The organism is Flavobacterium sp. KKT103, assembly GCF_055640565.1.
In genome coordinates this window covers 1,256,158-1,283,079 of sequence record NZ_CM145766.1, presented here as the reverse complement: position 1 = coordinate 1,283,079, position 26,922 = coordinate 1,256,158, and the positions used below count along the sequence as shown (strand labels likewise).

Annotated in this window: 16 protein-coding genes; 12 read left to right on the top strand and 4 right to left on the bottom strand. The window is 36.1% G+C overall.

Translation table 11 applies throughout. The annotated features are described in order from the left end of the window. Nucleotides 1-88 precede the first annotated feature (88 nt). From ACZ2G0_RS05415 to ACZ2G0_RS05380, 8 genes are all read left to right on the top strand, one after another. Nucleotides 89-1,468, top strand: a complete 1,380-nt coding sequence (locus ACZ2G0_RS05415) for a porin (RefSeq protein WP_470309345.1) — start codon at nucleotides 89-91, stop codon at nucleotides 1,466-1,468. Between the two features lie 26 nt (nucleotides 1,469-1,494). After that, nucleotides 1,495-3,033, top strand: coding sequence for an MFS transporter (locus tag ACZ2G0_RS05410; protein WP_470309344.1), 1,539 nt, complete (start codon nucleotides 1,495-1,497; stop codon nucleotides 3,031-3,033). Between the two features lie 9 nt (nucleotides 3,034-3,042). After that, nucleotides 3,043-3,267 carry a DUF6814 family protein gene (locus tag ACZ2G0_RS05405; RefSeq protein ID WP_470309343.1) on the top strand — a complete coding sequence of 75 codons (225 nt, stop codon included), beginning with the start codon at nucleotides 3,043-3,045 and terminating at the stop codon, nucleotides 3,265-3,267. Nucleotides 3,268-3,559: 292 nt separating this feature from the next. Next, on the top strand, nucleotides 3,560-6,265 hold the full coding sequence (locus tag ACZ2G0_RS05400) for an ATP-binding protein (RefSeq protein ID WP_470309342.1): 2,706 nt from the start codon (nucleotides 3,560-3,562) through the stop codon (nucleotides 6,263-6,265). A gap of 4 nt (nucleotides 6,266-6,269) precedes the next feature. Beyond that, nucleotides 6,270-6,632, top strand: a complete 363-nt coding sequence (locus ACZ2G0_RS05395; protein ID WP_470309341.1) for a response regulator transcription factor — start codon at nucleotides 6,270-6,272, stop codon at nucleotides 6,630-6,632. A 14-nt stretch (nucleotides 6,633-6,646) separates the two neighbouring features. Next, nucleotides 6,647-8,545: an acetate--CoA ligase gene (locus tag ACZ2G0_RS05390; protein ID WP_470309340.1), complete on the top strand. Its 1,899-nt coding sequence runs from the start codon at nucleotides 6,647-6,649 to the stop codon at nucleotides 8,543-8,545. Nucleotides 8,546-8,558: 13 nt separating this feature from the next. Further along, entirely contained in the window at nucleotides 8,559-10,466 is a 1,908-nt protein-coding gene (gene acs, locus ACZ2G0_RS05385) for an acetate--CoA ligase (protein WP_470309339.1), read from the top strand. A gap of 237 nt (nucleotides 10,467-10,703) precedes the next feature. Further along, nucleotides 10,704-12,269 carry a hypothetical protein gene (locus ACZ2G0_RS05380; RefSeq protein ID WP_470309338.1) on the top strand — a complete coding sequence of 522 codons (1,566 nt, stop codon included), beginning with the start codon at nucleotides 10,704-10,706 and terminating at the stop codon, nucleotides 12,267-12,269. Between the two features lie 59 nt (nucleotides 12,270-12,328). Here ACZ2G0_RS05380 and ACZ2G0_RS05375 read toward each other — a convergent pair whose 3' ends face one another. From ACZ2G0_RS05375 to ACZ2G0_RS05360, 4 genes are all read right to left on the bottom strand, one after another. Beyond that, nucleotides 12,329-15,208 (bottom strand): alpha-amylase family glycosyl hydrolase, encoded by a 2,880-nt coding sequence (locus tag ACZ2G0_RS05375; protein WP_470309337.1) that lies wholly within the window; start codon nucleotides 15,206-15,208, stop codon nucleotides 12,329-12,331. A 70-nt stretch (nucleotides 15,209-15,278) separates the two neighbouring features. Further along, a complete protein-coding gene (locus ACZ2G0_RS05370; RefSeq protein ID WP_470309336.1) occupies nucleotides 15,279-16,400 on the bottom strand; it encodes a SusE domain-containing protein in 1,122 nt (373 codons plus the stop codon). A gap of 20 nt (nucleotides 16,401-16,420) precedes the next feature. Next, a complete protein-coding gene (locus tag ACZ2G0_RS05365; protein WP_470309335.1) occupies nucleotides 16,421-18,013 on the bottom strand; it encodes a RagB/SusD family nutrient uptake outer membrane protein in 1,593 nt (530 codons plus the stop codon). A 17-nt stretch (nucleotides 18,014-18,030) separates the two neighbouring features. Then, on the bottom strand, nucleotides 18,031-20,970 hold the full coding sequence (locus tag ACZ2G0_RS05360) for a SusC/RagA family TonB-linked outer membrane protein (protein ID WP_470309334.1): 2,940 nt from the start codon (nucleotides 20,968-20,970) through the stop codon (nucleotides 18,031-18,033). 226 nt (nucleotides 20,971-21,196) lie between these two features. On the opposite strand from ACZ2G0_RS05360, the gene ACZ2G0_RS05355 reads away from it, so the two are divergent. The 4 genes from ACZ2G0_RS05355 to ACZ2G0_RS05340 all read left to right on the top strand — a co-directional run bounded on the left by ACZ2G0_RS05355 (nucleotide 21,197) and on the right by ACZ2G0_RS05340 (nucleotide 26,887). Further along, the gene (locus ACZ2G0_RS05355) at nucleotides 21,197-22,228 is read left to right on the top strand and encodes a LacI family DNA-binding transcriptional regulator (protein ID WP_470309333.1); all 1,032 of its coding nucleotides are present in this window, start codon (nucleotides 21,197-21,199) and stop codon (nucleotides 22,226-22,228) included. Nucleotides 22,229-22,423: 195 nt separating this feature from the next. Beyond that, nucleotides 22,424-23,830, top strand: coding sequence for an MFS transporter (locus tag ACZ2G0_RS05350; RefSeq protein ID WP_470309332.1), 1,407 nt, complete (start codon nucleotides 22,424-22,426; stop codon nucleotides 23,828-23,830). A 10-nt stretch (nucleotides 23,831-23,840) separates the two neighbouring features. Then, nucleotides 23,841-24,500 carry a beta-phosphoglucomutase gene (gene pgmB / locus ACZ2G0_RS05345; RefSeq protein WP_470309331.1) on the top strand — a complete coding sequence of 220 codons (660 nt, stop codon included), beginning with the start codon at nucleotides 23,841-23,843 and terminating at the stop codon, nucleotides 24,498-24,500. 86 nt (nucleotides 24,501-24,586) lie between these two features. Beyond that, nucleotides 24,587-26,887, top strand: a complete 2,301-nt coding sequence (locus ACZ2G0_RS05340) for a glycoside hydrolase family 65 protein (protein ID WP_470309330.1) — start codon at nucleotides 24,587-24,589, stop codon at nucleotides 26,885-26,887. Nucleotides 26,888-26,922: the final 35 nt, after the last annotated feature.

Here is a 26,922-nt window from a genome sequence, read left to right as displayed (position 1 = left end):
TATATATATCATAATTTTTTTTATTAAATAAATAGTAGAATTTGGCTCCGTTATAACTAACCATTTAACTAACCAAACCTTATTAATTATGAAAGTAAAATATTTGATAGCAGTTGTACTGTTAATCAGTTTAAAAGGATTTACTCAAGGCTCCACCGACTATGGCGCTGGACTGAAATTCAATTTGAACGAAGATGGTTCTAAATTCATGCGTGTAATTGCATGGAACCAAATTTGGATGCGCTCAGCTCAAATGAATCCTGGAACCATGATTGGAGGCGAAGCAACTTCGACCGCAACCGACATTGGTAATCGACGTTTGCGTTTTTTAGCCTACGCACAAGTATCGAAAAGATACATGATTGTAACCCACTTTGGGATAAACAACCAAACTTTTATCAATGGTGGAGCAGCAGGAACCTCTGGTACAGGTGGCTATGGAGCCGGAAAAAAACCTGGTTTATTTTTTCATGATGCTTGGAACGAATATGCGGTTGTTTTACCACAAAAAGAGAAAAAATTTAGCATGTCACTGGGCGCTGGGTTGCATTACTACATGGGATTATCCCGCTTAACGATGGCTTCTACACTTAACTTCCTTACTATCGATGCGCCTATTTTTAACTGGCCTTTAATTGAAAACTCTGATCAATTTGCGAGACAAGTAGGGTTATTTGCAAAAGGGAAATATGGTAAATTAGAATACCGTTTGAGCTACAATAAACCTTATGCTACAAACCTAGTTCCTACCAATGTAACGACTGCTGAAAATGCTGTAGCCGTTGATAATAGCGGAATGACTAAATGGTCAAAAGCAGGTTATTTTGAATATCAGTTTTTAGAGCAAGAAGCAAACGTATTGCCTTTTAAAGTGGGAAGTTATTTAGGAACTAAAAAAGTATTCAATGTAGGTGCTGGATTCTATACTGCTCCTGACGCGACAAGATCATCTGTAAACGGAACTGTTAACAAGCATGATATAAAACTTTTTTCAGCTGACGTTTTTCTGGATTTACCGATTGGCAAAAAAGAAAACAAAATGGCATTAACCGCATACAGTGTATTGTACGATTATGATTTTGGACCTAATTACTTGCGCAATGTTGGTATCATGAACATTGGATCAGTAGATCCTAACTTCACAGGAAGTAGAGCAATTGCAGGAGCTGGAAATGCACAACCTACTATTGGTTCAGGAAACATTTGGTACACACAAGCCGGAATCTTATTACCGAATAAAGATGAAAAACCTAAAGTTCGTATTCAACCATTTGGAGCAGTTACTTATAAAAAATTCGATGCTTTGGAGCAATCAAGCACTCAATTTGATGTAGGGTCTAACTTTTTCCTAGATGGACATCATGCAAAAATAACAACACAATATTCAACAAGACCGGTTTATACCGCTGCAACAACTCGTTCTGGATCATTGGGAGACTTCATCGTTCAAATCCAAATTTACCTATAAACTAACCACCACAAAAAATAAATTTTATGAGTAATACATCAACAAAAGGCATCTGGAAAGTAATTTCTGCATCCTCAATGGGAACAATGATCGAATGGTACGATTTCTATATTTTCGGGAGTTTAGCCGTTGTAATATCAACTAAATTTTTTCCTGCTGACAACCCTACAGCAGCATTTTTAGCGACCTTGGCGACATTTGCCGTTGGTTTCGTAGTACGCCCTTTTGGAGCCCTTTTCTTCGGGCGCTTAGGTGATTTGATTGGACGAAAATATACCTTTATGGTTACCTTGCTTTTAATGGGTGGTGCCACCTTTTTAATAGGTTGTATTCCTAGTTATGAAACTATTGGCTTCATGGCTCCAGTATTAGTATTAATTTTAAGAATGTTACAAGGTCTTGCATTAGGAGGAGAATACGGTGGAGCAGCCACCTATGTTGCGGAGCATGCTCCTGTTGGGCAAAGAGGCTATTGGACTTCTTGGATTCAAACTACAGCGACTGTTGGTTTATTCATTTCGCTTATGGTTATTTTGGCAACAAGAAGCGTTCTTACACCAGAGCAATTTGATCTTTGGGGATGGAGAGTTCCATTTTGGGTTTCTATTGTAATGGTAGGAGTTTCGTATTTGATTAGAAAAAATATGGATGAGTCTCCCGTTTTTGCGAAAGCAAAGTCAGAAGGAAACACAAGTACAAATCCGTTAAAAGAAAGTTTTGGAAATCGTTATAATTTAAAATTTGTACTACTTGCTTTATTTGGAGCTACTATGGGACAAGGTGTGGTGTGGTACACCGGACAATTCTACGCAATGAGCTTTATGAAAACCGTAATGGCTATCGATTCCTCTCAGGTGGATACTTTATTAGGAATTGCTTTAGTAATGGGTACGCCGTTTTTTATTGTATTTGGTTGGCTGAGTGATAAGATTGGAAGAAAATACATTATGATGGGCGGAATGCTTCTTGCCATCTTATTGTACAGACCTATTTACAAGCAAATGTACGAAACAACGAATGTGAACAATAAAACAGAAATTGTTGCCAACACTAAAATTGTCTCTGCCTTAAAAGAGAATTCCAAACAAAGTATGGATTCAATTTACACCACTAACAAAGAGTTCACTGATGGAACTACATTAGTCGAAGTAAAAACTGTACCTTTAGAAAACGGAGCTGCAATGATTGTTGATGGAAAACCTCGAACAGATACCAAAACAACCATAAACATTAACTGGGATGATAAATGGGCTTTAATCTTATTGATCTTTGTACAAGTTTTATTTGTTACTATGGTTTACGGACCTATAGCAGCATTTTTAGTAGAAATGTTCCCTGCTAAAATTAGATACACGTCGATGTCGTTACCTTATCACGTAGGAAACGGAATTTTTGGTGGACTCCTACCGGCTATTTCCACTTATTTAGCAATTAATGGAAAGGACAATGGCGATCCAGAATTTTACCTAGAAGGTCTGTGGTATCCTATTATTATTGCGGCCATCTGTTTTGCAGTAGGTATGATCTACATTAAAAATAAAGATCTTAAAAACACTCACATTTAATCAAAAGCTATGAATCAATTAAAAAGAATTTTAGGATTAGTTTGGATTGCATTAGCATTAGCTGCGGCTTATTTTTGCATCTTCACTTTTGGATTACCCAAATTTGCATCGGGCAAACAAGATGACCTCGTATTTGGTATCATCATTTTATTTATACTCACACCATTAATCGTTTTAGGACTTGGTACTTTTGGGTACTATGCATTAATGGGTGATTATGACGATAACAAATAATAACCAAACCATTTTTTTACAAAGCAGTCTCTACTTTACAGGTAGAGATTGCTTATTTAAATTACAACACACTAAATTACGCTCCAAGGCGACTTGTATTTTCTTATGAAAAAAAGACATGAACAAAAGTTGGTTATTCTTTCAATGCTACTATTACTAGCTTTGAATGTGCCCCTTTTACTGTTATTTGATAGTTCGAAAGCTTTATTTGGATTTCCTATTACCTCTATTTATATCTTCTCAGTATGGCTTTTCTCCATCGCTATATCCTACCTAATAATAAAAAGATATTATGAATAGTTTAGGTCTCTTACTTATATTAGTACTTTACTTGTCGATACTTTTTTACATTGCCTATTGGTCAGAGAAAAGAAGTCATTCAAAATGGACTAATAACCCTTACATCTATTCGTTTTCTCTAGCGGTTTATTGCACAGCCTGGACCTATTATGGGAGTATTGGTGTAGCGGCAGAATCTGGGTTGAATTATTTACCTATTTATTTAGGACCCATTTTAATTATCCCAACTTGGATGATTATCCTAAAGAGAATTATCCGAATTTCAAGAGTCAATAAAATATCAAGTATTGCTGATTTTATATCATTACGATATGGAAACAGCCGATTTCTTGGTGCATTAGTAACATTGATTTGTGTTTTTGGAATTCTACCTTACATTTCGTTACAACTAAAATCAATTTCAGACACCTTTCATATTGTTACTAAAACACATGCTAGTTCTAATATTTTTGAAGACACCACAACCTATGTTTGTATAGCCTTAGCCTTATTTGCATCTTACTATGGTACCCGATATGTTGATGCTTCTGAAAAAAGACGTGGCATTGTTACAGCAGTTGCAATGGAGTCTATTTTAAAGCTTGTCTTCTTTTTAATTGTAGGGATTTATATAACCTACTTTGTATTTGATGGGTTTGATGATATTTATCAAAAGGCTGCTGTGCTGAAGGATTTTGACAAAAAAAACACCATTGGTGGGCTTACTAATGGCATAAACTGGTTCTTTCTTTGTGTAGTATCTATGTTTGCTATTTTTTTACTGCCAAGGCAATTCCATACTGCCATAATAGAGAACAACAAAGAAACCCACATTAAGACCGCTCTTTGGCTTTTTCCTTTATATCTTTTACTTTTTAACCTTTTTGTTTTTCCAATTGCTTGGGGAGGAAACATTCTTTTTGAGGGAAAAGGACATAACTCAGATACTTATTCTTTACTTATTCCGCAGCTTTATGACAATAATGTATTGACGATAATGGTTTTTCTTGGTGGTTTTTCGGCAGCAATCTCGATGATTATCGTGTCCTCTATCTCACTCTCGACCATGTTAAGCAACAACTTTCTTATACCTTATGGTTTTATTGGATCGTTACAAAACACCTCCCAAGAAAAAAACAGCAAACGCATACTCAATAGTAGAAAAATAGGCATATTTACACTAATAATTCTATCATATGCCATCTATCGTGTTTTTGTTTTAGATTACTCGTTGTTCTCTATTGGCTTAGTAGCCTTTGTTGTTATTGCACAATTAGCCCCTGCTTTTTTTGGCGCTATTTTTTGGAAAAGAGGATCAAAAAACGGCGCAATTACCGGGATTATCTTAGGGTTTTTAACTTGTTTTTACACCCTTTTAATTCCCTTTGCTATTGGTGTAACCAAATCAACTAGTCTTTTTATTCAGGAAGGACCATGGGGAATCACGTTACTGAGACCATTTCAACTTTTTGGCTTAGACTATTTAGATCCTATACCGCATGCTTTTTTTTGGAGTATGTTAGTTAACTTTTTAAGCTATGCAGCAGTATCTGTTAGTTTTAAAGGAAATTACAGAGAACGAAATTATGCCGAAATGTTTGTCGACATAGACAAGTACATCACCAACCACGAAAATGCATTTATATGGAAAGGAACGGCCTACATCTCAGACATACAAAAAGTACTATTGCGCTTTTTAGGCGAAGAACGTACAAAAAGAGCCTTGACAATTTTTAATTTAAAGTACAACATCGATAAAAACATTACCACCGCCGATGCTCGTTTTATAAAATTTGCCGAAAATTTACTAACGGGACACATTGGCACGGCTTCCGCCAAAATATTAATCTCAAGTGTGGTTAAAGAGGACAAAATTAGCTTAACCGAAGTACTTCGTATTTTGGAGGAATCCAAAGAAAACATCATCATTAATAAAAAGCTGACCGATACTTCGAATGAGTTAAAAAAAATATCCGAACAATTAAAAAACGCTAACTTAGAACTGGTAAATAAAGATATTCAAAAAGACGAATTTCTAGACACGGTAACACATGAGCTGCGCACACCCATTACAGCAATAAGGGCTGCAAGCGAAATCCTGCACGATGATGCCGACATACCCGAAGAACTTCGCAAACAATTTTTACAAAATATAATATCAGAGTCAGATCGATTGAACCGCTTAATTGATAAAATTCTAGATTTAGAGAAATTTGAAACTGGTAAACAAAAGATTTACTTGTCTAAAAACAACATTACAAAAACAATTAAAAACACATTAAATTCAGTCAATCAGCTACTTTTAAACAAGCAAATTAATGTTGTTTTTGAGGAAAGTCATAAAGAAATAAAAGCTTTTTACGATGAAGAACGCATCGTACAAGTAATTCACAATCTCCTTTCGAATGCGATAAAATTTTGTTCAGAAACCGAAGGCAATATTATAATTACTATCCAAGAAAACCAAGACCACATAGCTGTTAGTATCCACAACAATGGGAAAAGTGTAAAAGCACAAGATGCCGAAGCAATCTTTGATAAGTTTTATCAATCTAGAAACCAAAACATCAAAAAACCCATAGGAAGCGGATTAGGATTGGCTATTTGCAAACAAATTATTGAACATCATAAAGGAAGCATTAAAATTGATCAAACGGTAACTGATGGCGCAACTTTCATCTTTACGCTTCCTAAATACAATACAACAGAAAACAGTTAAAAACATGAAAAAAATTTTAATCGTAGACGACGAACCCAATATTGTAATGTCACTAGAATATACTTTCAAAAAAAATAATTTTGAAGTTTTCATAGCTCGTGACGGTCAAGAAGCCCTTGATATATTAAAACTACAGCTTCCTGATATTATCATTCTTGATATTATGATGCCTATGGTGGATGGTTTTGCCACCTTAGAGCAAATTAAACGAGATGCCCGATTACAACATTGCAAAGTCATTTTCCTGTCGGCAAAAAACAAAGAAAAAGATATTGAGAAAGGACTAGCATTGGGCGCAAATTTATATGTGGTTAAGCCTTTCTCGGTAAAAAAATTAGTTGAACAAGTGCAAGAATTAATTCAATAGAAAAATTTGCTGTTATGAAATATCAAGAAACATATAACCAAAGTATCCAACATCCAGAACAGTTTTGGGCAAAGCAAGCAGATCAAATTTCCTGGTACCATAAACCTGAAATTATTTTGTCAAAAGATGAAAACGACTACCCAATTTGGTATAAAGATGGGGAATTAAACATTTGCTACCTCGCCTTAGACAAGCATATTCAAGACGGATACGGAGACCAAATCGCTTTTATCTATGACTCTCCTATAACACAAACCGTAAAAAAATACACCTATTCAGAAGTAAAAACTGAAGTCGCAAAATTAGCCGGAGGCATGCAATCACTTGGCTTGAAAAAAGGAGACACTGCCATAATTTATATGCCTATGATTCCACAAACTGCCTTTGCAATGTTGGCTTGCGCCAGAATTGGAGTAATTCATTCGGTTGTTTTTGGTGGTTTTGCTCCGCATGAATTAGCAATTAGAATTGATGATTGCAAACCTAGAGCGATAATTACTGCCTCATCTGGAATTGAAATTGACCGGCTAATTGCTTATAAACCGTTAGTGGACGAAGCCATTGAACTAGCTTCGCATCGACCAAAAAAAGTCATTGTTTTCAACAGAAAATTAGGTGCGCGAATTCCGTTTAAAAAATATGATGTCGATTACGATGCCTTAGTTTACGGATCTGAAGAAATGCCTTGTGTTCCTTTGCAATCCAACCACCCGTTGTATATTTTGTACACTTCAGGAACTACGGGAAAGCCAAAAGGAATTGTGCGAGATACTGGTGGATATGCCGTGGCATTGAAATTCTCGATGAAACACATTTACAATGTAAAAGAGGATGAAACTTTTTGGGCAGCATCAGATATGGGCTGGGCAGTAGGACACAGCTATATTTTGTACGGTCCTTTATTAAATAGAAATACAACAATAATTTTTGAGGGTAAACCTATCAAAACTCCAGATGCGAGTACGTTTTGGAGAATCATTTCGGAACATAAAGTAGGTACCATGTTTACCGCTCCAACCGCTATTCGAGCCATCAAAAAAGAGGATCCTAATGGAGAATTCATCAAACAATACGATTTAAGTTGTCTTAAAAATCAATTTTTGGCGGGAGAGCGTTGTGACAATGCTACCTTAGAATGGTATCAGCAACACATTCCTATTCCCGTAATTGATCATTGGTGGCAAACAGAATCTGGATGGCCTATGATTGCCAATTCTCTTGGAATTGAAAAAATGCTTGTTAAACCAGGTTCTGCTACTAAAGCAGTTTGTGGTTACGACATTAAGATTTTTAATGAAAACGGAGAAGAATTAAACGCTAATGAAGAAGGTTTAGTTGTGGTAAAACTTCCGTTACCTCCAGGAAATATGCTGGGTATTTGGGCAAACGAAGCCCGTTTCAAAGCTAGTTATTTTAGTAAGTTTGACGGTTATTACCTCTCTGGTGACGGAGGCTATAAAGATGACGAGGGTTATATTTTCATCACTGGAAGAACAGATGATGTCATCAATGTGGCTGGACATCGCTTATCAACTGCAGAAATGGAGGAAGTGGTTGCTGCCCATATTTGCGTGGCAGAGTGCGCCGTTATTGGTATTGAGGACGAATTAAAAGGTCAAGTACCGCTCGCTTTAATTGTAACAAAATCAGGAACGGATATTAGTGCTTATCAACTAGAACAAGAAATCATAAAACTAGTTCGCCAGCAAATAGGTGCGGTTGCCTCATTACGAAATGTAGTGATAGTGCAGCGATTACCTAAAACACGATCCGGTAAAATTCTCAGAAAATTAATGCGAAGCATCGCTGATGGAGCCGATTTTCAGATCCCATCAACAATAGACGATGAATCCATCATAAATGAAATTATTCAGACATTAACCAAATATAAAATAGGCGTTTATAATCTATAAAAAATAGCACAACATGAGTTACTTTGAAATTAATACGTTAGAAGAATACTTTAAACATTATAAAAAATCAGTTCGCGAACCAAGAAAATTTTGGGATAAAATTGCTTCCGAAAACTTTACATGGTACCAGCAATGGGACAAAGTAGTGGATTTTAATATGGCTGAAGCCGAAATAAAATGGTTCACAGAGGCTAAAGTTAATATCACCAAAAACTGCATTGATAGACACTTGGCTAAGCGAGGAGATAAAACTGCAATCATTTTTGAACCAAATGACCCATCAGAAGAGGCCAAACACATTTCCTACAACGAATTGCATCAACAAGTAGGTAAAATGGCAAACGTTCTTCGCGACCAAGGCATTAAAAAAGGCGACCGTGTTTGTATTTATCTGCCAATGATTCCTGAATTAGCGATTGCAACCTTAGCTTGTGCTCGAATTGGTGCCATTCACTCCGTAGTATTTGCAGGCTTTTCAGCTTCAGCGGTAACATCACGAATAAATGACAGTGAATGTAAAATGGTCATCACCTCAGATGGTGGCTACCGCGGCAACAAAACTATTGATTTAAAAAGCATTATCGATGAGGCACTTGTTAATTGTCCTTGCGTAGAGAACGTTTTGGTTGTAAAAAGGATCCAAAGCGATATCCTAATGAAAGAAGGAAGAGACCAATGGCTGCAACCTCTTTTAGATGAAGCGTCAGACAATAATGTGGCGGAAATCATGGATGCCGAAGATCCACTTTTTATTCTATACACCTCCGGTTCCACTGGAAAACCAAAAGGAATGGTTCATACCACAGCAGGATATATGGTTTACACAGCGTACACTTTCAAAAATGTGTTCAACTACCGAGACAACGATATATTTTGGTGTACCGCTGATATAGGTTGGATTACCGGACATTCCTATATTTTGTACGGCCCTTTATTAAACGGGGCAACTACTGTTATTTTTGAAGGAGTACCTTCATACCCTGACTTTAGTCGTTTTTGGGAAATTATTGAAAAGCACAAAGTAACCCAATTTTACACTGCGCCTACCGCAATTAGAGCCTTGGCAAAAGAGAATTTAGATTATGTTCAAAAATTCCCGTTAAAGACATTAAAAGTAATTGGCTCAGTGGGCGAACCTATCAATGAAGAAGCTTGGCACTGGTACAATGACCACGTTGGAGATAAAAGATGTCCCGTAGTTGATACTTGGTGGCAAACCGAAACAGGCGGAATTATGATTTCACCAATACCTTTTGTAACCCCTACAAAACCAACTTATGCTACCCTACCCTTGCCTGGTATTCAACCCGTATTAATGGATGAAAAACGCAATGAAATAGAGGGTAATCAAGTCGTTGGTAGTTTATGTATTAAGTTTCCTTGGCCCGGAATCGCAAGAACTATTTGGGGCGATCACCAACGATATAAAGAAACCTATTTCTCGGCCTTTCCAGGCAAATATTTCACAGGAGATGGCGCTTTAAGAGACGAAGTAGGATATTATAGAATAACAGGACGTGTAGATGATGTTGTTATTGTTTCTGGTCACAATTTAGGGACGGCACCTATCGAAGACGCAATCAATGAACATCCTGCAGTGGCTGAATCAGCAATTGTGGGGTTCCCGCATGACATTAAAGGAAATGCTTTGTACGGATTTGTAATTTTGAAAGAAACGGGAGAATACAGAAATAGAGAAAATTTATCAAAAGAGATTAATCAACAAATTTCTAACCAAATTGGACCTATCGCTAAATTAGATAAAATTCAGTTTGTTACGGGTTTACCCAAAACAAGGTCAGGAAAAATTATGCGTCGTATCCTGAGAAAAATCGCCGAGGGAGATTATTCTAATTTTGGAGATATTTCTACGCTATTGAATCCTGAAATTGTTGATGAAATTAAGGAAGGAAAAATTTAATTGTTAGTTTTAAATTGTTAGTAAGCTGCTTCATTTATGGAGCAGCTTTTTTCATTTTTCAGTATGATCCTCTCAAGTTTCAAACTAGTAAGCCAATTTTAAGTGGTGTAAATTGAAGCGTTTTACATAAAAAAAATGTTGGTAAGCTAACTACAAGCTTACATCTGTCGCGACAGTTGTTTAATACAAGGTTAAAATATATTTTATTCTTATATTTAGTCCAAAGAGAACACTATCATGAAAAATAATTGTAAAAAATTAGGACTTATTTTAATCATAGTACTACTGCTTGGAACTGTTTTAAGTTTAGGTACAAATTGGTGGATCAACAACCAACTTCCTAAAATAATTTCAGAAAACAACGAAACCCCTTATCATATCAAATATGACAATATAGAAGTTTCAATACTTTCCAGAAAAATTGAAGCTACCGGAATCCAAGTAATACCAAAGGAAAGAGGCAAAGATAGTTTACGCAAAAATGGACTTTTTACCTCGGTAGAAAAAATTGTAATTGCCAACTACAGCATTTTACCATTACTCTTTAAAGACAAAATTGAAGCACATAGCATAACATTCTTCAAACCAAAAATCACACTATTTAAGGACAATGATAAGAACATAAACTCCTCTAAAGGCATTAGTAGTCGTATTGTAGCTCCTTTTCAACAGTTAATAAAAGTTGCTAATCTAGATTTAGAGCATGGCACGCTTAAGGTAATCAATCTTTCGAATAGTAAAATATTATTTCAAGCTAAAAATGTAAAAATTCAGCTCAATGAAATTGCAATTTCTAATGAAACTCTAAATAAAAAGATTCCATTTAAGTTTGAATCCTACGCTTTTAGTTGTGACAGTTTACTGTATGTCACTAATAATAAATATAAAATAGCAGCGCACCAAATTACAACCACTAATACTGGCTTAGAAATTAATAATTTCACCATGCTACCCGAATTAAACCGAAAACAATTCGTAAACCAGCTACCCTTGGAAAAAGATTTATACAATATAAAATCTGATAAAATTTCCATCAAAAATATGAGTTGGGGTTTCAAGGACGAAATCTTGTTTTTCTCAACAAATCGCATTGCGATCGACAGAGCAGATGCCAATATTTACCGCAGTAAAGTACCCGCTGATGACAAAAGCATAAAGCCTCTCTATAATAAACTACTAAGAGAGCTGCCATTTGATATGAACATCGATACCTTGTCTATCTCAAACACAACGTTAGTTTACGAGGAAGAGAAATCCTTCGATAAAGGACCTGGGATGTTAACCTTTAACGATTTTAGCTTACAAGCTACTAACATCAATAGCGGTTTAAAAAAAACAAAGTTACCTGATGTCGCTATTTTAGTAAAGTGTAAATTCATGAACCAATCACCTATGACTATTAACTGGCGATTTAACATAATGAATACTGCTGATCGATTTTCGATAAAAGGCAGTATTCACAATTTTAATTCGAAGGAATTAGCAGTATTTACAAAACCATATTTAAACGCAAGTTTCACAGGCGATTTTGATGCAATCTACTTTAACTTTAGGGGTGATCACAGCAAAGCTACTGGGGATTTTGCTGCACGATACACTAATTTAAAATTAAGTTTGTATCAGAAAAAGGATCGTACGAAAAAAAGCAAATTAAAAAGTTGGATCGGTAACTTATTACTGGATAAAGATTCTAACAATGAGTTAGTCGAAAATGAAATTGTTGTAGAACGCGACCAAGAAAAATCCTTTTTTAATTACCTATGGTTGTGCATCGCAGACGGACTAAAAAAAACATTGGTATAAAAAAAGGCCTTTCCGTTTGAAGAAAAGACCTTTAAACATTCAAAAATAACTAAAAAAAACTACTTCCTGATCAACTTCAATGAAGCCGTCTTATTGTCATCACCAACAACTTGAACGATATAATTTCCAGTTGTTAAATCATCAATCGCATAAGTATGATTACTGCTAAAATCACCTTTAAACTCTTTTATCAATTGACCCGCTAAATTATAAACCAGCACTTGCTTAGCAGTAGTATTAAGCAAGAAATAACCGGGTGCCGGATTAGGATATAAATTAACATCAGTACTGTTTTTTTCAAAATCAGCAATAGCCAGAGAAGCTGTTTTATTTCCATAAATCCTGTATTCACCAGCTGCTAAAGGAATTGGACTACTTGTATTGGTCACAGTAATAGCCGAATTATCCATCAAATTATACCAAGTTCCTGCATAGGGAAAACCGGTATTGACACTTTGTGTATTTACATCAAAATTAGCAATGATTAGCACATCCTTTAATTGGGTTGCTTGTAAATTACTATTGGTAATCTTAATATTAGGATAAAGAGAATTTGTGTTAGAGACTACAACACTGCCCGAAAACACAGGTTCTACTTGTTTCATAGTGATCATTTTGGCCCAGTTATTGTAAACTGCACTTCTTTCTGTCACTCCTAACCAATTGTTTGTCCATTGCGGCTGCGGTTTCATATCCAACTTACAATCACCACCAATGGCGTCAGTGGGTGTATTTACGCTACCGTTATTGCAGGTAAAGATCGAATACTCCCAGCCTAACTCTCCAAATTGCCAAATCATTTTAGGTCCAGGAATCAATAAAGAGACCGCGCCTATTGCTGACATTCTTGACAGGGCTACATTTAAATTTTTAACGTTATGCGATGAATTTGCACTGTTCCCAAACTGAAGATTTTTGTACATCAAACGCTCTTCATCATGACTCTCAGCATAGCCCAGCAAGCGATTCGCTGTAAAACCACGACTAGAACTAGTCATTCCAGATATATTTGATGGGTAACCCATCGATAATTCGTTATAATTATCCGTCATTTTACCCCACATCATTACACCTTTGCTTGGTGTTTCTGCAATTCTATAATTAGCCCATTGTTGTTCCTCAACATTACCACCTAAATGCTCAAAAATAGCATAGTGAGTTGGGTCTAAACTCCAGGAATAATCTGCATATTCTTTCAAAACATCGACTCTGTCTTGTTGATAGCTGTTGGTGCAATTTTCATCATTAGCAGTACAATTTTGCGTAAAGCCCTTAGTTAAATCCCAACGCAATCCATCAATTTTGTATTCTTGAATCCATTGCTTCACCACTCTTTTTACGTAATTTCTTGTAAGTGCAGCAGCATGATTAAAATCCTCTCCCACGCTATAACTATGTTTTGCCACTGTATTAAAATACGGATTCTCAGTTGTAGGTGAACCAAAGCCATCACCATCAGGATCGTTCATCCACATTCTAACCATTGGGTTTCTACCAAAAGCATGGTTTAAAGCCACATCAAAAATCACTGCAATCCCATTTTGATGACACAAATCAATAAATTCTTTCAACTTATTTGACGGACCATAAAACTTATCCAAAGCCATATGAAAGGACGTATTGTAACCCCAGCTTTCATTTCCTTCAAATTCCATAACTGGCATAAGCTCGATGGCATTGATTTTAAGATTTTTAAAATAGTCTATCTTATTAATCAGGTCTTGATAGGTGCGCTTAGCATCAAAATCACGAACTAAAAGTTCATAAACTACCAATTTTTCTTTTTCTGGCTTCACAAAATTAGTGGTTGCCGTGCTCCAAGCATAAGGAGTTTGTCCTGTTTGTAAAACAGTAACCTCGCGCTCCTGGCCAGCTGGATAAACCGGCATATTAGGATACGAAGCAGCTGAAATAAAAGGATCATCATAAGGTGACAAAACTAAAGTCGAATAAGGGTCGGCAGTTTTTACTAAAGCAGGAGAGTTGACAAGCGGTGTTGTTTCTCCAACCCAATATTGATAACTATAATTAACGCCTGAAACCAAACCAGTAAGCTCTAACCAAAACTTACCCGTCGTAGGGTCTTTTTTCATCGCATAAGCAGTTGTAGGCTGCCAATTATTAAAACTTCCAGCCACGTAGATAAAATCTTTTAACGGCGCATCTAATACCAATGTGGCTTTAGTGGCGTCAGTAGCATTGTAATTAATTCCATCTAAAAGACCTACCGGCAAGGCCGCAGTTAAAGTTCCGGGATTAACAATAACCGAAAACTTTTTTGAAATCACGGTTGTGCCTTGTGTAACTTCTAGTACATAATTCTGATTTGTAGTTAGACCAGTATGGTTATAACTATAACTTGCGGTACTTGCGTTTGTATTAATACTAACACCATTTGCTTTTAAATTGTAACTCGCATTTCCACCACTGTTAGTTGCAGCAATATTTAAATTCCCACCTGATGCAATTATGGTCGCGCCATTTTCAGTAGGACTATTCAGTGTTACCTGAAAAACGCCAACTTCAGCAAGAATATCCTGTGATTTTTTATCACCAGTACCGTCTTTAGCTTTAACTAAAAAACCGATTCTACCAATACTATTCCTGTTATAAAAAACATTTGGTGTAATGGTCTTAGTGTAGGTATCGGATCCTGCATTGTACGTAAAACGATTGGCTTCACTTGAAGCAGTCCAAACACCATTAGTTGGGCAATCAATAATATTAGTGTCATTGATATCATAAGACCAAGCCCACATATATAATGCATTTCCTGTTACTCCCCAAGCTGCCTCATTCACACTACTACCGTTGATGGTAATGGTTATAGAGGTCGTTTCTTCAAAAGTAGCAGGATTGATGCTGTAAGTTACGGTTTGCTGTTGAGCTGATACTACAATTGAAAAGAGAACCAAAAATAATAGTATAATTTTCTTCATATCACATTTTTATTTAATTATAAAAAAGGGCTACCTAATAGATAGCCCTTAAGGGTAATGTAACTAATTCTTAATTTTTAGTAAGCGTGTAAGTGTAGTTTCTTGGAGAGCTTAGGTCCAAAGTAATAGTATAAGTCCCTGCAGAAGGTACCTTAATATTATCTCCTCCATATTCTAAAGTTTTACCATCTGCTTTTACTTTTAAATTTCCAAGATTTAAATCCCATCCGTCGTTCGCTCTAAATTTAATTTCATTAGCAGACAAATTCAAGGTTACTGTCCAAACCTTAGTTGTTTTGTTGTAAGTCATATCATGATCTTCTCCTGCTGTTCCGGCAGGTCCTGATGGCCACCCCTTTGGAGTTCCTGAACCTGTAACCGCCCACGATGTGGCTACAACACTGTAAGTCAATGCCTTTGTGTCAGCATTAATTTTGTAATAACCAGCTGTTTTAGGTGCAGGTAATCCAGCATTAGATTCATTAGTTTGTAATAAAAGTCCCGTGAACGTTCCATCAGGTCCAGTAGCATTTCCATAATCACCATCAAAACTAGTGTTTTGTGGAAGAAACTTGTATTGTGAAGCAGCATCCGCAAAATTAATATATCCTTCAAAGTCAGTTTTACCATAACCCGAAGCTGCTAAAGCTGGCAAAGTAGTTGCTGTTGTCCAGTCTTCACCGTAACCGCTAGCCTTTAAAAAGTTACCAATAACATATAGCTTAGGACTTTCAGTAGTGTAAGGTGTAATTACAATCCCTACTACATTTGAAACCATGATATTAGTTCCTACTGTAGATTTAACTCTAACCTCAAACTCTGCAGGAGAGAATGGAGTAGCTTTTAATGCAAGTGCTGCACCATTCATTATTTCAACACTTACTGAAGCTTGATTTTCAGATTTTCGAGATGCTAATTCTTTTGGCGCCTTAAAAGCATTTCCTTTAACATCCATTTCTACGGTGTAGTTAATCTCTACATCACCACCATAGTTAGCTGATTTCCATGTAAATCGTTCCGCTTGTGCAGCTGCATTTTCTGGAATAAGTACGTAGCTAGCACCCGAAGTTGGAGCAGTTAAAACAGGTGAATCTACACTTTGAATAATAGGTCTGTCTTGAACATCTTCAACGCTACAAGACAAAGTAACTACTGCAAAAAGAGCAATTATTGATTTAGTTATATTTTTCATTTTTTTATACATTTAAATTATTAGTATCCAGGGTTTTGTTTTAGTTTATTGTTTGATGATAGAGCGGTTGCCGGAATAGGAAACAAATCTCTAAATGATTGTGTTGGCGATCCAGCAGCTACATTTCCTTTCCATGGCCATAAATAGCTACCTCCAGAAAATTTACCAAATCGAATTAAATCAGTTCTTCTATGTCCTTCCCAATGTAGCTCTCTTGCTCTTTCATCCAGAATAAAATTCAAGTTCAAATCACCTTGTGCTATTGTAGCTCCATTAGCTCTATTTCTTAAAGCATTTACATATTCAGTAGCGGTTACTAAACTTCCTCCTGCTCCTCTTACCACACATTCAGCATACATTAAATAAGCATCTGCTAAACGAAAAATTGGAAAGTCGGCATCTGAAAAATTTCCTGCTTTATCAGAACCTTGAACACCATTTACATCAACATTTCTAAATTTTTGAATCGCATAACCATCAGTAAAGCTACCAACATTAACGATCTCTTTACTTTGACCAGTTGTATAAAACTGTGCTCTTCTATCAGTTGTGTTTGGATCAAATTTATTTACGAAAGCAGATGTAGTTCTAATTCCACCCCAACCACCATTAATTCCAAATTCAACGGCTTTCATACTACCACCAACAGGTGCGTGCGTTAAGAAAGTTGTTCCTCCATAAGTTTGCGTACGCAAACCATCAAATGCAATCGCAAAAATAAATTCGTTTTGTGCACCGTTCTTGTCATTATCAGCTAAGAAAAGTTGGTTATAGTTTGTGTGTAATCTGTAGGTAGATCCGGTGATTTTAGTAATCAACGGAAGTGCTTTCACATATTGATCCGTTCCAGTATACACCTTAGCATTCATATACAAATTAGCTTGTAACATCCAAGCAGCTGCTTGATCTACACGGAAGGCTTCATTAGTTCTAGGTGCTTTTAACAAAGGTGTGATTGCTGTTAACTCCTCATCAACAAATTTGTACAATTCTGCTCTAGTCGCATAGTCTGGATAGAAAAAAGTACTTGGAGAATCCTCTGTAACTAATGATCCCCCTCCAAACATATCAAGCAAATGCCAGTACGTCATTGCTCTTAAAAAACGTGCTTCGGCTCTGTAAGTAGTGATTTCAGCTTTAAGGGTAGCGTCTACTCCTCGTGCAGCTAATTTCTCATCAGTAGTTTGTCGTAAAAACTCATTACAGTTTACAATTTGAAAAGAATAACGAGCAAATACTGCTGTTACAAAACGATCCAATGAAGTCCATGTTTGAGAATGCAGGTCTTTTATAGTCCCATCATTCCAAGCAATAATTGCCTCATCAGTTGTTAATTCTTGTAACAACCAATATCCTCTAATATACTGAGATTCTCCTTCGTCTATTCCTGAAATATCGGCAGACCCAGAAGGTCCTGATTGTCCAGAAGTAGCAAATCCTGCATATAATTTCGCCAAGTTTTGCTTGTATGAGGCCGCATCTGTAAAAAATTGATCTCCTGAGATAGCATTTGTGCTATCAGGCGCTTGGTTCAAATCATTAGTACATGACGGAAATAAAAACACCATCATTAACAATGAAATACCCAAAATTTTTATTTGTGTCTTTTTCATTTTTCTTGCTTTTTATATTAGAAATTAACGTTTAAACCTAACGTAAAAGTGATTGGTCTTGGATATAAATTATTATCAATTCCACCAGCAACCTCTGGATCTAAACCACTATATTTCGTGATCACTAAGACATTTTGAGCTGTAAGGACCAGTTTCATTGTAGAATTTGAATTTTGCTTTTGGTTAAAAGTGTAACCTACACTCACATTATCCAAACGAATAAATGACGCATCTTGAATATAATAATCAGATTCATATCGTTTTGTGTCTTGGCTTCTAAATCCTGTTTCAAGAAGATTGGCAACACCGTTTGAAAGATCTGTTTCTCTCAATAAAATATTTTGATATGATCCTCTATTACTATCTACATTGTTGTAGTTATAATTACCCCAAGATCCTCTCCAGTTCATACCAAAATCAATATTCTTATAGGTAAAACTTGTATTTAGACCGTAAAAAACATCTGCTGCTGGTTTATGGAAACGATACTTATCTTTTTCAGTAATGCTTCCGTCTTTATCACGATCGATATAAACGCCATCGATTGGTTTACCCGCAACATCATACGCTTGCTCGTATACATAAAATGAACTTGGTGCGTAGCCTACCTGATGATTTTGAATTGTATTCCCTGTTGCTCCGTCATATCCACCAACATTGATACCAGGTGTATCAGGTAAGGTTGTTGTTAGCTTCGTAATTTTTGAATTTTGAAAAGTAACATTTCCACCAATTCTCCATTCAAAATCATCTGTTCTAACCGGTACCACATCAGCAGCGATTTCAATACCTTTATTTTCGATCGAACCTACGTTGTAATTATCGAAGTTGCTAAAACCAAAGAAAGAAGGGTTTTGAGTGTACAATAATAAATCCTTGGTGTTTCTTTGGTAAACATCCACACTACCAGTCACTCTATTGTTGAATAATCCGTAATCAAGACCGGCATTAACAGTGCTTGTTTGCTCCCACTTTAAATTACTATTATACGGTTGTGGTCTAAAGGTGTTGAAAAAAGTGTTTCCAAATTGGTATTGAGCCGTACTATTAGAAATCAAGTACAATGGAATAGATGGGTAACTAACCCCAATATCTTGCTGTCCCGTAATACCATATCCTCCACGAATTTTGATACTGTTGATAGCAGAAACATCCTTCAAGAAATCTTCCTCATTTAATTTCCAAGCTAAAGCTACAGCAGGGAAATTAGCCCAACGGTTTGTCTCAGTGAACCTTGAAGTTCCATCTCTTCTAAATGATGCTGTAATCAAATACTTGTCAGCAATGGTGATATTTGTTCTCGCAAAAAACGACTGTAAGTTGACTCTCGAAGGAACAGGAACCGCTGGAACAGTTACATTATTTTGAAAATTAAAAGAAGAACCATCGTTAGCATCTCTAAAATCTTGGTAAGAGTAACCACCTGTCACATCTAATTGCGTATCAATTGCTGCTATTTTACTGTTGTAGTTCAAGAACAAATCCATCAACTTATTGTTTCTTGTTGCCGTATTTTCATATGTGTTCCCAAAACCTGATCCTGCTAATCCATTTAAAAATTTTGGCGATGTACCACCGTATGATCTACCACTTAATTGATCGTACCCTAAGTTAGCAACCGCTTTAAGTTCTGGTAAAAAATGCATTTTATATTCCGTTTGAATATTTCCAATGCTTCTATAAGAAGTTCCGTAATTGTCAAACTGCTCAATCAAAGAAAGCGGATTTCTACCTGCTAATTGATTAATAACAGTTGGTGAAGTATACCATTGAAAAAATGTTCCGTCAGCGTTTCTAACCGCTTGCGAAGGATCAAAACCTATCGCTGCTCCAATTGCTCCACGGTTACTGTAATTATTTTGCATTACAGAGGTGTTATTGTTCAGCTCAATTTTTAAATGATTGTCTAAAAAATTACCCGTAAGACCCACTCCTAAAGTCGTTCTTTGAAGGTTGTCACGTTTAAGAATACCATTTAAATTAGCATACCCTACAGAGGCGCGGTACACGATATTATCTGCACCACCGCTAAACGCAATATTGTGGTCAGTACCTACTGCCGTTCTATAAATTTGATCTTGCCAATTGGTGTTAGCAGTACCAACTAAGGCTTTTTGAGCTGCTGTACCATTTGCCGTGATAAACGCTTTAAATTGGTCTGTGCTTAAAGCATCAACCTTTTTAGTGATTTCCGAAACTTGCAAACTACCACTGTAACTCACTTGCATTTCACCTGCTTTTCCTTTTTTGGTAGTAATAATAATTACACCATTAGAAGCACGTGATCCGTAAATAGCAGTTGCCGATGCATCTTTTAAAACAGATATAGATTCAATGTTGTTTTGATTTATTGTAGTCAATGGGTTTCTACCTCCATTAATTCCTCCTGCCGCAACTGGAACTCCATCGATCACATACAAAGGATCGTTATTTGCTGAAAGCGACGACCCACTACGTATTCTAATGGTCGCTCCTTCACCTGGTGAACCTCCACCGTTTGTGATTTGTAAACCGGCTACTTTCCCTTGAATCATTTGATCTGCAGATGTTACTGGTCCTTTATTAAAGTCCTTGGCAGTCAAAACTGTGACAGCACCTGTAGCATCTTTTTTCTTAACGGTACCGTAACCTACTTGCACTACGACTTCTTTTAACTGATTTTGATCTTCCTCAAGAACAACCGTCAACGCTTTTTGAGCACTGTACGTAATAACAGTATTTTTGTACCCTATAAAAGAGAACACAATTGCATCTCCTTTTTGAATATTGGACAACTGAAACTTTCCGTCAAAGTCAGTTGAAACTCCTTTAGTTGTTCCTTGCACATTTACATTTACTCCGGGAATGGGTTGCTTTGTAACATTGTCCAAAACAGTTCCACTTAGCGTATTCTGAGCCAGAATACTAAACGGGAATAGCAGTACTAAAAATAACAACTTTTTATAAATTGTTTTCATACGTTTTGTTTAATTTAATTGGTTTTTATTGTGCTTTACCTTTACTTCGAGCGTTAAATTTATAGAAATAAATAAGCGTTCGACAAACCACATTCGAAATTGACTTACGAAAACGTGATAGTGTTGAAAACTTTCTATATTCAATACTTATTTTAACCTTAAATTGCAGAAAATTAAACCAAAACGTATTTTTTTTAGGAATACGATTTTTATTCACAAGATACTGATGAAAAGAAAGGTCACACTTAAACAAATTGCCAAAGAACTAGATGTATCGATTTCTACTGTTTCTAAGTCACTAAGAAACAGCTTGGAAATTGGAGAGGAAACCCGTTTAAAAGTCCAAGCTTTTGCTAAATTCTACAATTACAAACCCAACAATATAGCGCTGAGCTTAAAAAACAGAAAGACAAAAACAATAGGTATTATCATTCCTGAAATCGTACATCATTTTTTCTCGACGGTCATTAATGGTATTGAACATGTCGCTAATGAAAACGGCTATAGCGTAATTATTTGCCTATCTGATGATTCCTTTGATAAAGAAGTGCTTAACCTTGAAATGCTAGCGAATGGCAGTATTGATGGCTTTATTATGTCACTTTCGAAGGAAACACAATTAAAAGGGGATTTTCATCACATCACTGAGGTTATCAACCAAGGCATGCCTGTCGTAATGTTTGATCGGGTAACTAATGAAGTATATTGCGACAAGGTTATTATCGACGACAAATCAGCCGCCTATGAGGCGGTACAAAGTTTAATTGATAAAGGCCGACGCAAAATCGCACTAGTCACTACCGTTGATTATGTGAGCGTTGGTAAATTGCGAACTGATGGATACACCAAAGCCTTATTGGACAACAATATTGAATTTGACGAAAATTTAATTATCAAAATTGAAGATGTTGACAATTGCGAAATTATAATTGCACAACTACTAGAAGACAAAGCAATTGATGCAGTTTTTGCAGTAAACGAATTGTTTGCCGTTACCTGTATTAAAACAGCAAATAAATTAGGATTAAATGTACCTAAAGACCTTGCAGTAATTGCCTTTACAGATGGGATAATATCAAAATACTCTACTCCAACAATCACAACAGTAAGTCAAAGCGGAATCAAAATGGGAAATAGAGCTGCGAAAATTTTAATCAACCGTCTTGAAGCTCAAGAAGACGACAAGGAAGAAGAGGAAGAAAATTATAAAACTGAAATTATTGAGACGCATCTGATCGAAAGGGAATCAACCAATTAAAACTTTTTTGTTACAAAAGCATCAACTACAACGGTGTAGTTGAAAATATCTAAATATATTTAGATGCAAAAAATAAAAGTGTAGCAAAAAAAATTATATTTACAACCAATTCAAAGCTTCTACTTTTACTTCGAAAAAATAAGATTAGTTTTGATAAGCATCGCGCTTATCGTATCAATACAATAAATTACGATAATGGAAAAGCGAAAATTAAGTTTTTGGGAAATTTGGAACATGAGTTTTGGATTTCTCGGAATACAATTTGGTTTTGCCCTTCAAGGAGGGTTTATGTCTAGGATTTTTCAAACACTAGGCGCTAATGTAGACGACATTCCTGGTTTATGGATTGCCGCTCCCTTAACTGGATTATTGGTCCAGCCTATAGTGGGATATCTTTCAGATAATACTTGGAGTCCAAAATTCGGAAGAAGAAAGCCCTATTTCCTAATTGGTGCAATTTTAGCCTCTATTACTTTATTTATCATGCCGCACTCACCCGTTTTATGGGTTGCAGCAGGTTTGCTTTGGATTTTAGATTCCACCATTAATATCAGCATGGAGCCATTTCGTGCTTTAGTAGCTGATAAATTACCTGAATCACAACGATCTAATGGATTCGTAATTCAAACTTTAATTATTGGTATTGGAACATGGATTGCAAGTAACCTTCCTTGGTTGGTTACAAAGCTTGGGGTGACTAACGAGGCAGCTGCTGGGGTAATTCCTCCTTCGGTTGTTATTGCATTTTCAGTCGGAGCCTTTGTGTTTTTAATTAGTATTTTATACACGATTTTTACAACCAAGGAAGATCCACCAGCTGATTTAGTGCAGTTTAAGTTAGAGAAAAAAGAATCTCGTTTCATTACTGATCTAATCCAAAGTTTAAAAGAAATGCCAGCGACCATGAAAAAACTAGGTTTGATCCAGTTTTTTAGTTGGTTTGCCTTTTTTACTATGTGGAGCCTTTCTACACCTGCATTGACGGAGCACGTTTTTAATGCCCCTAAACCAGACAATAAGGAGTATGCTAAACTTGACTCGCAAGGAGACGCTTTAAAAAACGATGCTAGTGAGGTTGTTTTCCTTTCAGACCAAAAAGCAATGGAGTACAAACAAAAAGATAAGGAGTTTAATGATGCCGCTGATTTAGTGGGCTCCTCAACAGGAGTTTACGGTTTATCATCCATGGCATTTGCTTTATTACTCACCTTTTATACTGCCAAAAACAAAATTAACAGGAAGTTCATTCACATGGCGTCCTTGCTACTTGGTGGCTTAGGTTTTATTTACATGTTTTTTGCCACTCCAGCGACTTTAATGTACTCGTTTATATTAATAGGTTTTGCTTGGGGAAGCATTTTATCCATGCCGTACGCGATGCTTTCCAGCGCGGTAAATCCAAAAAAAATGGGAATGATGATGGGGCTTTTCAATATGTTTATTGTTATTCCTCAAATTATTGCAGCGCTAGGTGGAATCAACTTCTTTTATAAACTAATAGGAGAAGCACACATTAACGCAATGATTTTGGCTGGTATCTCACTTATAATAGCCGCCTTATGTAATTTATTGATTACTGATAAAAATGCCATTTCTGGATAAAAATTTTAAAATGACACACAAAAAAGCATTTATATTCGATTTAGATGGTGTTATTGTCGACACGGCCAAATACCATTTTTTAGCATGGCAAAAAATTGCCAACGAACTAAATATAGATTTCACTTTAGAACATAACGAACTTTTAAAGGGAGTAAGTCGGGTACGCTCACTAGACTTAATTTTAGAATTAGGAAAAGTAACCGTTTCACAAGAAGTAAAGAACAAATGGTTGACTCAAAAAAACGAGGAGTACCTTACCTACCTTGTTGATATGGATCAAAGCGAACTGCTACCTGGCGTTATAACTACTTTACAATTTCTTAAAGATAAAAATCAGCCTATTGCTTTAGGTTCAGCAAGTAAAAACGCTCGACCTATTTTAGAAAAAACAGGAATAATAAGTTATTTCGATGCTATTGTTGACGGTAACGATGTTACAAACGCCAAGCCTGATCCTGAAGTGTTTTTAATAGCTGCCCAACAATTAGGTATTACCCCTGAAAATTCAATCGTTTTTGAAGATTCAGTTGCCGGAGTTCAAGCTGCTAATATTGCTAAGATGACGAGTATTGGTATAGGTGACAAAAAAAACCTGCACGAAGCTCAGTTTATTTTTGATGACTTTACTCAAATACAAACGAGCTTTTTAGAAAACCTTATTAGCAAGTAAAACTGCTAAAGCAACGAAACACATAAAACGAAATCAAGAGTATAAACCAATCGTTTTACTTTTTTTTAGAACTTAAAAAGACAACAATGAATCAAGATTATATAAAACCAGATAATTGGTCGATCATCGAAGAGGGCTTTGATCGCGAAAGTGTCAAATCATCCGAAAGCTTATTTAGTATTGGAAATGGTGCCATGGGACAACGCGCTAACTTTGAGGAAAGCTACAGCAGCGAAACCTTTCAAGGAAGCTACATTGCTGGTATTTACTATCCCGATAAGACAAAAGTAGGATGGTGGAAAAATGGATATCCTGAATATTTCGCAAAGGTTTTGAATGCTCCTAACTGGATTGGGATTGACATTGAAATAAATGGCGAAAATCTTGATTTGAACCTATGTGAAAATGTGGCTAACTTTCGACGTGAATTGAACATGAAAGAAGGTTGGTACAATCGCTCTTTTGAAGCAACTTTACAAAACGGAACCGAAATAGCAGTAAACATTCGACGTTTTCTATCTTTAAATCTTGACGAACTAGGCTGTATTAATTATGAAATCACACCGCTTAATAAAGATGCTAAAATAGTTTACAAACCCTATATCGATGCTGGTGTAACCAATGAAGACGCCAACTGGGAAGAAAAATTCTGGGAACCATTAGACGTTAAAAAAGCGGGAAATGAAGCTTTTGTAACAGCGCAAACATTCAAAACGCATTTTAAGGTTACAACGTTCATGCAAAATACTATTTTGGAGAACGGAAAGAAAACTGCAATCTCACCAGCAAATATTGACACAACCACTGACCGAATTCAGTTTAGTTATGATGTGTTGGTGGCTCAAGGCCAAAAATCATCTATTCAAAAACTTGGAGGATACACCGTTTCTTTAAATCACAGCAATACTGTTTCAGCTGCTGAAAAAGTAATAAAAGAGGCATTATCCATAGGATATGACCATTTATTACAAGATCAAATAGATGCATGGGCAAAAATTTGGGAAATGTCAGACATCACTATTGAAGGAGATGTAAAAGCACAACAAGGTATCCGTTTTAACATTTTTCAGTTAAACCAAACCTATCTAGGAAAAGACAGCCGACTAAACATTGGTCCAAAAGGATTTACTGGTGAAAAATATGGTGGATCAACCTATTGGGACACTGAGGCCTATTGCATCCCATTTTATATGGCGACCAAAGACCAAGAAGTGGCTCGTAATCTATTGACCTATCGTTACAATCAGCTCGATAAAGCTATTGAGAATGCAGAGAAACTAGGCTTTACTAATGGCGCAGCCTTGTATCCTATGGTGACCATGAATGGTGAGGAATGCCATAACGAATGGGAAATCACTTTTGAAGAAATTCATAGAAATGGTGCTATTGCTTTTGCAATTTACAACTACCATAGATATACGGGTGACTATAGTTATATTCCTGAAAAAGGTTTGGAAGTTTTAATCGCTATCGCTCGTTTTTGGCATCAAAGAGCGACTTTTTCAACTCACAAAAACCAATATGTTATTTTAGGAGTAACAGGTCCTAACGAATATGAGAACAACGTAAATAATAATTTTTACACCAATTATATTGCTAAATGGTGTTTAGAATATACGTACGATCAAATTCAAAAAGTATCTCTAGAATATCCTTCGGATCATAAACGCATTACTGAAAAAGTAAAAATCACCGATGCAGAACTACAATCTTGGAAAAAAGTATCTGACAGTATGTACTTCCCTTTTAGTGAAGAGCACAATGTCTATTTACAGCAAGATGGATTTTTAGACAAGGAACTGGTACGCGTTGCTGATTTAGATAAATCACAAAGACCAATTAACCAAAAATGGTCTTGGGACCGCATTTTACGTTCGCCTTACATCAAGCAAGCGGATGTATTGCAGTGTTTCTATTTCTTTGAAGATCATTTCTCAAAAGAGGAACTAAAAAATAATTTTGAATTTTATGAATCTTTTACCGTTCATGAAAGTTCCTTATCGCCTTGCGTACACTCCATCCAAGCCGCATTGTTAGACAAAATGGATATGGCATACACTTTTTACTTACGTACTTCTAGGCTAGATTTAGATGATTATAACAAAGAGGTTGAAGAAGGGTGTCACATCACTTCTATGGCAGGTACTTGGATGAGCATTGTCGAGGGGTTTGGTGGAATGAGAGTAAAAGACAATCAATTGCACTTTTCGCCAAAAATCCCAAAAGAGTGGGAAGGATATTCCTTTAAAATAAACTTTAGAAATCAAATAGTAACTGTAAATGTCTCTCATGGCAATACGACCTTTACTGTTGATGGAAACAAGTCACTAGAAATTGTTTTGAATGGCACTACAACTACTGTAAATCCATTAGCAGTTTTAGCGTAAAACCACTCAGAATAATATTCTAACATCATACCTAT

Bases quoted from the DNA above. Each gene is read 5' to 3' on its own strand.
- ACZ2G0_RS05415 (WP_470309345.1), top strand. From the start codon at position 89: ATGAAAGTAAAATATTTGATAGCAGTTGTACTGTTAATCAGTTTAAAA.
- ACZ2G0_RS05410 (WP_470309344.1), top strand. From the start codon at position 1,495: ATGAGTAATACATCAACAAAAGGCATCTGGAAAGTAATTTCTGCATCC.
- ACZ2G0_RS05405 (WP_470309343.1), top strand. From the start codon at position 3,043: ATGAATCAATTAAAAAGAATTTTAGGATTAGTTTGGATTGCATTAGCA.
- ACZ2G0_RS05400 (WP_470309342.1), top strand. From the start codon at position 3,560: ATGAATAGTTTAGGTCTCTTACTTATATTAGTACTTTACTTGTCGATA.
- ACZ2G0_RS05395 (WP_470309341.1), top strand. From the start codon at position 6,270: ATGAAAAAAATTTTAATCGTAGACGACGAACCCAATATTGTAATGTCA.
- ACZ2G0_RS05390 (WP_470309340.1), top strand. From the start codon at position 6,647: ATGAAATATCAAGAAACATATAACCAAAGTATCCAACATCCAGAACAG.
- acs (WP_470309339.1), top strand. From the start codon at position 8,559: ATGAGTTACTTTGAAATTAATACGTTAGAAGAATACTTTAAACATTAT.
- ACZ2G0_RS05380 (WP_470309338.1), top strand. From the start codon at position 10,704: ATGAAAAATAATTGTAAAAAATTAGGACTTATTTTAATCATAGTACTA.
- ACZ2G0_RS05375 (WP_470309337.1), bottom strand. From the start codon at position 15,208: ATGAAGAAAATTATACTATTATTTTTGGTTCTCTTTTCAATTGTAGTA.
- ACZ2G0_RS05370 (WP_470309336.1), bottom strand. From the start codon at position 16,400: ATGAAAAATATAACTAAATCAATAATTGCTCTTTTTGCAGTAGTTACT.
- ACZ2G0_RS05365 (WP_470309335.1), bottom strand. From the start codon at position 18,013: ATGAAAAAGACACAAATAAAAATTTTGGGTATTTCATTGTTAATGATG.
- ACZ2G0_RS05360 (WP_470309334.1), bottom strand. From the start codon at position 20,970: ATGAAAACAATTTATAAAAAGTTGTTATTTTTAGTACTGCTATTCCCG.
- ACZ2G0_RS05355 (WP_470309333.1), top strand. From the start codon at position 21,197: ATGAAAAGAAAGGTCACACTTAAACAAATTGCCAAAGAACTAGATGTA.
- ACZ2G0_RS05350 (WP_470309332.1), top strand. From the start codon at position 22,424: ATGGAAAAGCGAAAATTAAGTTTTTGGGAAATTTGGAACATGAGTTTT.
- pgmB (WP_470309331.1), top strand. From the start codon at position 23,841: ATGACACACAAAAAAGCATTTATATTCGATTTAGATGGTGTTATTGTC.
- ACZ2G0_RS05340 (WP_470309330.1), top strand. From the start codon at position 24,587: ATGAATCAAGATTATATAAAACCAGATAATTGGTCGATCATCGAAGAG.